Origin of the sequence: Novosphingobium sp. UBA1939 (assembly GCF_002336885.1) — a bacterium.
Taxonomy (GTDB): Bacteria; Pseudomonadota; Alphaproteobacteria; order Sphingomonadales; family Sphingomonadaceae; genus Novosphingobium.
In genome coordinates this window covers 45,583-53,376 of the sequence record NZ_DDFB01000148.1, presented here as the reverse complement: position 1 = coordinate 53,376, position 7,794 = coordinate 45,583, and the positions used below count along the sequence as shown (strand labels likewise).

General features: G+C 67.4%; 7 protein-coding genes. 6 read left to right on the top strand and 1 reads right to left on the bottom strand.

The genetic code is table 11. From position 1 onward, the window contains the following. A partial coding sequence (locus tag B3547_RS20050) for a tetratricopeptide repeat-containing sulfotransferase family protein (protein ID WP_349676509.1) occupies positions 1-1,821 on the top strand: 1,821 nt, incomplete at its 5' end. Positions 1,822-1,827: 6 nt separating this feature from the next. Here B3547_RS20050 and B3547_RS20045 read toward each other — a convergent pair. Beyond that, a complete protein-coding gene (locus tag B3547_RS20045; protein ID WP_292966373.1) occupies positions 1,828-2,787 on the bottom strand; it encodes an alpha/beta fold hydrolase in 960 nt (319 codons plus the stop codon). 161 nt (positions 2,788-2,948) lie between these two features. Between B3547_RS20045 and B3547_RS20040 the strand changes: the two genes are divergently transcribed. The 5 genes from B3547_RS20040 (at position 2,949) to B3547_RS20020 (ending at position 7,764) form a co-directional block, all read left to right on the top strand. After that, positions 2,949-3,224 carry a hypothetical protein gene (locus B3547_RS20040; protein ID WP_292966371.1) on the top strand — a complete coding sequence of 92 codons (276 nt, stop codon included), beginning with the start codon at positions 2,949-2,951 and terminating at the stop codon, positions 3,222-3,224. 141 nt (positions 3,225-3,365) lie between these two features. Continuing rightward, entirely contained in the window at positions 3,366-4,079 is a 714-nt protein-coding gene (locus B3547_RS20035) for a response regulator transcription factor (RefSeq protein ID WP_124808394.1), read from the top strand. Then, positions 4,076-5,410, top strand: a complete 1,335-nt coding sequence (locus B3547_RS20030) for an ATP-binding protein (RefSeq protein WP_233497838.1) — start codon at positions 4,076-4,078, stop codon at positions 5,408-5,410. Before B3547_RS20035 ends, B3547_RS20030 begins: the two co-directional genes overlap by 4 nt. Positions 5,411-5,536: 126 nt before the next feature. Beyond that, on the top strand, positions 5,537-6,232 hold the full coding sequence (locus tag B3547_RS20025) for a carbonic anhydrase (protein ID WP_124808395.1): 696 nt from the start codon (positions 5,537-5,539) through the stop codon (positions 6,230-6,232). Beyond that, positions 6,229-7,764: a SulP family inorganic anion transporter gene (locus B3547_RS20020; protein ID WP_124808396.1), complete on the top strand. Its 1,536-nt coding sequence runs from the start codon at positions 6,229-6,231 to the stop codon at positions 7,762-7,764. The genes B3547_RS20025 and B3547_RS20020 overlap by 4 nt, the downstream gene beginning before the upstream one ends. Positions 7,765-7,794: the final 30 nt, after the last annotated feature.

The following is a 7,794-nucleotide window of genomic DNA, read 5'->3' as shown; positions in this document are numbered from 1 at the left end:
GCGCCGTCGCTGGCCGCGCGCCAGGCAGCCGAAATCCTGCGTGTCGTGCCGGGCCACGCGGCGACGCTGGCCGTGCTGGGCGAGGCGCTGGCGGCGCAGGGGAAGGTCGGTCCCTCGATCGCGGCGCTGCGGCAAGCGTTGTCGAAAGACCCGCTGAGGCCCGATGTGTGGCGTCTGTTGGCGGCGCAACTGGCGCAGGCCGGGGATTTCGCGGGCGTGGGCATGGCGCAGGCGGCGGAACTGCGCGCCTCGGTCCACCATCCCCGTCTCCAGCAGGCAGCGCAGGCGCTGGTCGCCAATGACATCCCCATCGCCGAACGCCTGCTCAAGGCGCACTTGCGCGAGGATGACCGCGATATAGCGGCGCTGCGGATGCTGGCCGAAGTGGCGGGGCGGATCGGCCGCTACGACGATGCGCGCACGCTTCTGGAACATGCGCTGGAGATCGCCCCCACGTTCGCTCCAGCGCGCTTCAACCTTGCGCTTGTCTACTATCGCCAGCAGCGTTTCGCGCAGGCGCTGGAGCAGATCGAACGTTTGCTGGAAGCCGAGCCGGGGCACCCCGCCTACGGCAACCTCAAGGCCGCCGCGCTGACCATGATCGGAGAGACGGACGCGGCCGTCGATCTATTCGAGGATGTTCTGGCGGCTCGGCCGGACCAGCCGCGCATCTGGACCAGCTATGGGCACAGCCTGAAGACGGTGGGCCGGCAGGACGACAGCGTGGCCGCCTATCGCCGGGCGATCGATCTGGAACCCCGGCTGGGCGAGGCGTGGTGGAGCCTGGCCAACCTCAAGACCGTGCGCTTCGGGGCCGAGGATATCGCCGCGATGGAAGCCGCGCTCGCGCGCGACGACCTATCGGCCGAGGATCGTTTCCATCTGCATTTCGCGCTGGGCAAGGCGCAGGAAGATGCCCGCGCCTACGAACCCTCTTTCGCGCACTATGCCGAGGGCAACCGCCTGCGCCGCAGCGCGATCGAGCACGTGCCGGCGACGCGGCGCGTGGAGCGGATGCGCGCGATGCTGACGCCCGATGTGTTCGCCGCGCGGGTGGGGCAGGGCGATCCGGCGCGCGATCCGATATTCGTGCTGGGCATGCCACGCGCGGGATCGACGCTGATCGAGCAGATCCTGTCATCGCATTCCGCCGTCGAAGGCACGCAGGAACTGCCGGACATCCGCGCCATTGCCGGCAATCATGCCGGCGCGGATCGCGACGATTATCCTGCCGGCCTGCTCGCGCTCGATCCCGCGCGTCTGGCGGCGATGGGGGCCGAATACCTCGAACGTACCCGTGTCCATCGCCGGACTGGGCGGCCATTGTTCATCGACAAGATGCCCAACAACTGGCTGCACGTGCCGCTGATCCACCTGATACTGCCCAATGCCACGATCATCGATGCGCGCCGCCATCCGATGGCCTGCTGCTTTTCCAACTTCAAGCAGCACTTCGCGCGCGGCCAGGCGTTCTCCTACGACCTCGCCGAAATGGGTCGCTATTACGCCGATTACGTCGCGCTGATGGACCATGTCGACGCGGTGCTGCCGGGCCGGGTTCACCGCGTTCACTACGAAGCGATGGTCGCCGATACCGAGGGCGAGGTGCGCCGCCTGCTCGATCATGTGGGGCTGCCGTTCGAGCCGGCGTGCCTGCGCTTTCACGAAAACGCGCGCGCGGTGCGGACGGCCAGTTCCGAACAGGTGCGCCGGCCGATCTTCCGCGAGGGGCTGGACCAGCACCGCCACTACGAAGCCTGGCTCGGGTCGCTCAGGGACGCGTTGGGGCCTGTGCTGGAGCGCTATCCCTACCCGATGTGAAAAAGGTCAGACCGCCGCGCGTTCGCGGATGAAGGCGGCGACGGCGTCTGGCGCGGTGACCGGAATCATGTGGCCGCCGGGGATCAGCCGCAACGTGGCGTCGGGCAGCGCCGCGGCCGTGCGTTCGCCATGCAGCGTGGGATCGAGAATCGCGTCCTGTTGCGCGAACAGGATTCCCGTGGGCGTGCGTGTTTCGGAATAGCGCGCGGCGAGCGCGGCCATCTCGTCGCCAACCCCGCTCGCCTCGCTGGAGGTGCTCCACACCGCCGACGGACGCAGGCCGAGCGCGCCGCCGCCTGCCGTGACGAAATCCGCGGGCGGCGTCTCCGGCGCGAAAACGGCGGCCAATGTCTGTTCGCCGCGAAGCTGACCGATCGGCACCGCCAGCGTCCACGATACGATCCTGCGGGCGACGGGCGAGGGGATGACGAGGCCCTTGAATACGTCCGGCACCTCGCTGATGGGCTGGGTCAGCGGGCATATCAGCACGAGGCCCGAGATCAGATCGGGGAACTCCTGCGCCAGTTGCAGGGCAAGCGCGCCGCCCAGCGAATGCCCGACCACCAGCGGCTTTTCGAGGCCCAGCGTGCGGATGAAGCTGGCGACGATGCGCGCCTGCCTTTGCAGGGTCGGAAGTCCGTCACCGCTGTATTCGGAATAGCCGTAGCCCGGCCGGTCGATCGCGATAACGCGGAAATCGCTTTCCAGCCGCGCGACCAGCGAATGCGTGAAATTGTGCAACTGTCCGCCCAGACCGTGGATCAGCACGATCGGCCGCCCGGTTCCGCGTTCGACGTAATGGAGGCGCGCGCCTTCCACTTCCGCGATTTTTCCCGCCCGCGGAATCATTCGCGAAACGCGTGCGCTGCTGAAAGCGGTCCAGCCGACCAGACCGCCAACGACGGCGGCAACGGCGGCGAGCGAAGCGGTGACGAGCGAGGCCATGGCAAGCAGCCTATCGGCCATGTGTTCCAGCGCAAGCGAAATGGTGAAAGCCCCGAAACAGGCGGTACTGGTGCGATTTCACGCGCCTTTGTGTCGGCAGCAATACTTCCTCACATTCGCGAGCGGATCAGGAAATGGCGCATGCGTTAGCCCGGAATCATCAGTATTTCGGGAGTTTTGAGATGATCGTTATGACTCTGGTTGCCATGGCCTCCGCCGCTGTTTCCTCGCCTTCGGTCCAGCCGGGTTGCGCGGCGCAGGCCGGCGGACGCGCGATAGTCTGCGGTGCGCCTGCTGCGGCGCCTTCCACGAAGCGTATCGCCGACGCGACGCCCACGGTGACGCGGGTGTGCAATCCGCATCCCGGCAAGGACGTGGCCTGCGCCGCGCATCGCGCGCGCGATCTTGATGCCCGCCGTCTGGCCGCAAATGTGCCGGCCGGGCACGCAGCGCACTGACGTTTGCGCCATGTTCCCGCCCGCGCTGTGGCGCGGGAACATGGCTGCCCCGCTGCCGCTATAACTGGCGCACGGCGATGATTGCGGCGTGGACCCGCAATCCCTATTGTCCCCGGCAATGAAGAGTGTTGATACCTTCCGATGACCGCCCCTTCGATCGTACTGGTTGAGGACGATGCGCCGTTGCGCACGTTGACGTCGCGCGCGTTGCGCGAACACGGCTACCACGTCCGCGCCGCCGCGACCGGCGCCGAAATGTGGGTGCTGCTGGAAAACGAGCCGGCTGACCTCGTGGTGCTGGACATCATGTTGCCGGGCACCAGCGGCATCGATTTGCTGCGCCGCCTGCGCAAGACCAGCGAAGTGCCGGTCATCTTCGTCAGCGCGCGCGGCAGCGAAGAGGATCGCGTGCTGGGGCTGGAACTGGGCGCGGACGATTACCTGGCCAAGCCCTTCGGCACGCGCGAACTGATCGCGCGGATCGGCGCGGTGCTGCGCCGTCATGGCGCCCCCACGGATGACGCGGCGGAGCCACGGTCCAGCGAGATCCGCTTCCTGGGCTGGACGCTCTCGGTCGCCCGGCGCGAACTGCGCTCGCCCTCGGGCGCAATCGTCGATCTCACCGGCGCGGAGTTCGATCTGCTTGCGGCTTTCCTCGGCCAGCCGCAGCGCGTGATCGGGCGGGAGCGCTTGATCGAACTGTCGCGCACGCGCCTGGCCGACAGCTCCGACCGCAGCGTGGACGTGCTGGTCAGCCGCCTTCGCCGCAAGCTGTCCGCCGCCGGCGGGCAGGCGCCGATCGTGACCGTGCGGGGCATCGGCTATATGCTGAGCGCCGAGGTGGAGCGCGCTTGAACGGTTTTCGCCGCTTCCTGCAGAAGTTTGGAGGCGGCATGGGATTGCCCGGCCGGTTGCTCGCGATTCTGCTGCTGGTGGCGACGATCGATTTCGTGGCCAATTCGATCGTGCTCGATCGCGCCAACGATTTCGCGCTGCGCGAAGACGATGCCGCGCGCATGGCCGAGCACCTGACCATCGCCTATCGCGTGATCGAACGGACCGAGCCGGCCAACCGCAGCGTTGTGGCGCGCGAACTGAGCACCGAGCGGTTCAGCGTCCGCTGGTCCGCCCAGCCCGACACGCTGCCGACCACGGTCAGCCTGACCCGCCTGCGCGCGCAGGTGCTGGCGTTCGAACCGGACCTGGGCAAGGTTGATCTGCGGATGCACCTGCTGCCCTTGCGCGGGCAAGGGGACATCGGCGGTTCGATGACGCTCTCCGACCGCTCCTACCTCACCTTCCGCACGTTCAGCCGATCCGCCTGGACACTCAACCTGGGGCGGGTGGGGCAGACGGTGCTGCCCACGGCCTTGCTGGCGTTGCTGGCCTGGTTCCTGTTCCGCACCACGCTGCGGCCGCTGGCCACGCTGGTGCAGGCAACGCGCCGGGTCGGCTCGGCGCAGCCGCAGTCGTTGCCCGAGACCGGCCCGGCCGAAGTGCGCGAGCTGATCCACGCGTTCAACGCCATGCAATTGCGCATCCACGAGCTGCTGGCGCGGGGATCGCAGACCCTGCTGGCGATCGGCCACGATCTGCGCACGCCGCTGGCGCGGTTGCAATTGCGGCTGGACAATGCCGGGATCGATCCGGCGGCCCATCAGGAAATGAGCCGCGATATCGACGAGATGCGCGATCTGCTCGCCTCGTTGCAGGTCTTCGTGGAATCGGGGGACGATCGCACCGCGCAGCAGCGGATCGATGTGGCGGCCATGGTGCAGACACTGGTCGATGCCGCATCGGACCGGGGCGCGGATGCGGTCTATGCCGGGCCGGACAGTCTGGACATGGTGGCGCGCCCGGTGGCCGTGCGCCGTTCCGTTTCCAACCTGATCGAGAACGCGCTGCACTATGGCGGCAACGTCCGCGTCGCGGTGCGCGACCGGGGCGATCTTATCGAGATCGAAGTGGCCGATGATGGCCCCGGCATTCCGGACGATCAACTGGAGGAAGTGCTTCAGCCGTTCGTGCGGCTCGACAATGCCCGTTCGCGCGATACGCCAGGGATGGGGTTGGGCTTGCCCATCGTCCACCGCGCAATCCGGTCCGAAAACGGCCGGCTGCATTTGCGCAATGCCCCGCAAGGCGGCCTTCGCGCGACCATCCGTCTGCCACGCGTGCCCGATTGAGCCGCCGTTGCTGCGGAGCAACAATTTCTTACAGTCCTGCGGAACAACGGAAAAACCACCCGCTTAGCTTGGGGACAAGCCCGGAGTGCAAAGAGCCGGGCATCCTCTGTTTTGCAGGAGTTGACCGTGAACGAGCTTATCGGCCGGGTCTTCAGTTTCGAAAAGACCGTGTTCCCCGACAAGGGCGAACTGTTCCACAAGCTGGCGCATCACGGCCAGTCACCCAAGGCCCTGATGATTTCCTGCGCGGATTCGCGCATCGTGCCGGAGCATATTCTTCAGGCGGAGCCGGGCGAACTGTTCGTGTGCCGCAATGCCGGCAACATCGTTCCCCCGTTCGCGACGATGAACGGCGGCGTTTCCTCGACCGTCGAATATGCCGTGGCCGCGCTGGGCGTCAGCGACATCATCGTCTGCGGCCATTCGGACTGCGGCGCGATGAAGGCGCTCTCCGATCCCTCGATGCTCGACGGGATGCCCAACGTCGCGGCCTGGCTGCGGCACGGCGCGGCCGCGGAGCACATTGTCAGCACCGGCTCGCCGCACCTTCACGGGACGGAGCGGGTGCGCGCGCTGAGTCTTGAGAACGTGATCGCGCAGATCAATCACTTGCGCACCCACCCGTCGGTCGCCGCCGCGATCGCGCGGGGCGAAATGGCGCTCCACGGCTGGTTCGTGGACATCCACGCGGGCCAGGTGCTGGGGCTGGACGGCGTGACCGGCCAGTTCGTGCCGATGCGCGAGGATCAGCCGCTTCCCGTCGCCCTGCCGGCCGCGCGCCGCATTTCTGCCGAAGGCCCGCTGGCGGAGGCTGCCGAATGAGCCAGATGGCGGAAAGCCAGACGGTGGGGCGGGGGCCGTTCGCGCACATCGCGCGCGATTTCACCGCGTCGATCGTCGTGTTCCTGGTCGCGATGCCCCTGTGCATGGGCATCGCGATCGCATCCGGCGTGCCGCCCGAAAAGGGACTGGTGACCGGGATCATCGGCGGCATCGTCGTGGGTATGCTGGCGGGGTCGCCCCTGCAGGTAAGTGGCCCGGCGGCGGGCCTTGCCGTGATCGTGTTCGAATTCGTGCGCGATTACGGCATGTCCGCGCTAGGTCCGGTGCTGGTGATCGCGGGTCTGGTCCAATTCTTGGCGGGCGTCGTGCGCATGGGCGGGTTGTTCCGCGCGATTTCGCCGGCGGTGGTCCACGGGATGCTCGCCGGGATCGGCGCGCTGATCGTGGTCGGGCAGTTCCACATCCTGTTCGACGCCAAGCCGCTGTCCAATGGCATGGAGAACCTGGCTGCCATTCCCGGCCGCGTCCTGGGCCTTGAACCGTGGAGCCTGCGCGCCACCGAATTCGCGCTGATGATCGGCCTGCTCACCATCGGCGTGATGATCGCCTGGGAAAAGCTGCGTCCGGCTTCGCTCAATCTGGTGCCGGCGGCGCTGCTGGGCGTGGTCACGGCCACGCTGGTCGCCTACTTCTTCCAGTTGGACGTGGCGCGCATCCAGGTGCCGGAATCGATCGCGGCGGCGTTCGCCTTGCCCGATACCGGCGTCTTCGGCGTGCTGGCCAACCCCGGCCTGATTGTCACCGCGGTGGCCATCGCCTTCATCGCCAGCGCGGAAACGCTGCTGTCGGCGGCGGCGGTCGACCGGATGCACGATGGCGTGCGCACCGATTACAACAAGGAACTGCGCGCACAGGGCGTGGGCAACTTCCTGTGCGGCGTGTTCGGTGCGCTGCCGATGACCGGTGTGATCGTCCGCAGTTCCGCCAACGTGCAGGCCGGCGCGAAGACCCGTATGTCCACCGTATTGCACGGCATCTGGATTCTCGGCTTCGTGGCGCTGCTGCCCTGGCTGCTGCGCGAGGTGCCGATGGCGGCGCTGGGCGCGGTGCTGGTGGTGACCGGCTGGAAGCTGGTGAGCCTCGATCATGTGCGCCACCTGTTCCATGCGCACGGTCTGCTGCCGGCGGCGATCTGGGTCGTCACCTTCGTGCTCGTGGTCGCGACCGACCTGCTGACGGGTGTTCTGGTTGGCCTCGCCATGTCGCTGCTCGAACTGGTGCCCTATCGCCGCAACCTCAAGCTCAAGGTGGACGAGAGCCACGACGAGCATGAATCGCATGTCGCGCTGGAAGGCACGGCCACGTTCCTGAGCCTGACCAAGCTGACGGGCGCGCTGGAGCGCCTGCCGGCCAACCGTCCGGTCCGGCTCGACCTCGATGGCCTGAAGGGCATGGACCACACGACCGCCGAAACGATGAGCGAATGGCTTGCCCGTCGGCGCAAGACCGGCGCGCCGGTTCATGTCGAAGGTTCGGAGGACATCCGCCGCCTTATCGCTGCCGCCGCCTGAAATCCCCGTGGTGGCAGTTGCTTGCGGGGC

Coding starts and splice junctions, on each gene's coding strand:
- B3547_RS20045 (WP_292966373.1), bottom strand. CDS start 2,787: ATGGCCGATAGGCTGCTTGCCATGGCCTCGCTCGTCACCGCTTCGCTC.
- B3547_RS20040 (WP_292966371.1), top strand. CDS start 2,949: ATGATCGTTATGACTCTGGTTGCCATGGCCTCCGCCGCTGTTTCCTCG.
- B3547_RS20035 (WP_124808394.1), top strand. CDS start 3,366: ATGACCGCCCCTTCGATCGTACTGGTTGAGGACGATGCGCCGTTGCGC.
- B3547_RS20020 (WP_124808396.1), top strand. CDS start 6,229: ATGAGCCAGATGGCGGAAAGCCAGACGGTGGGGCGGGGGCCGTTCGCG.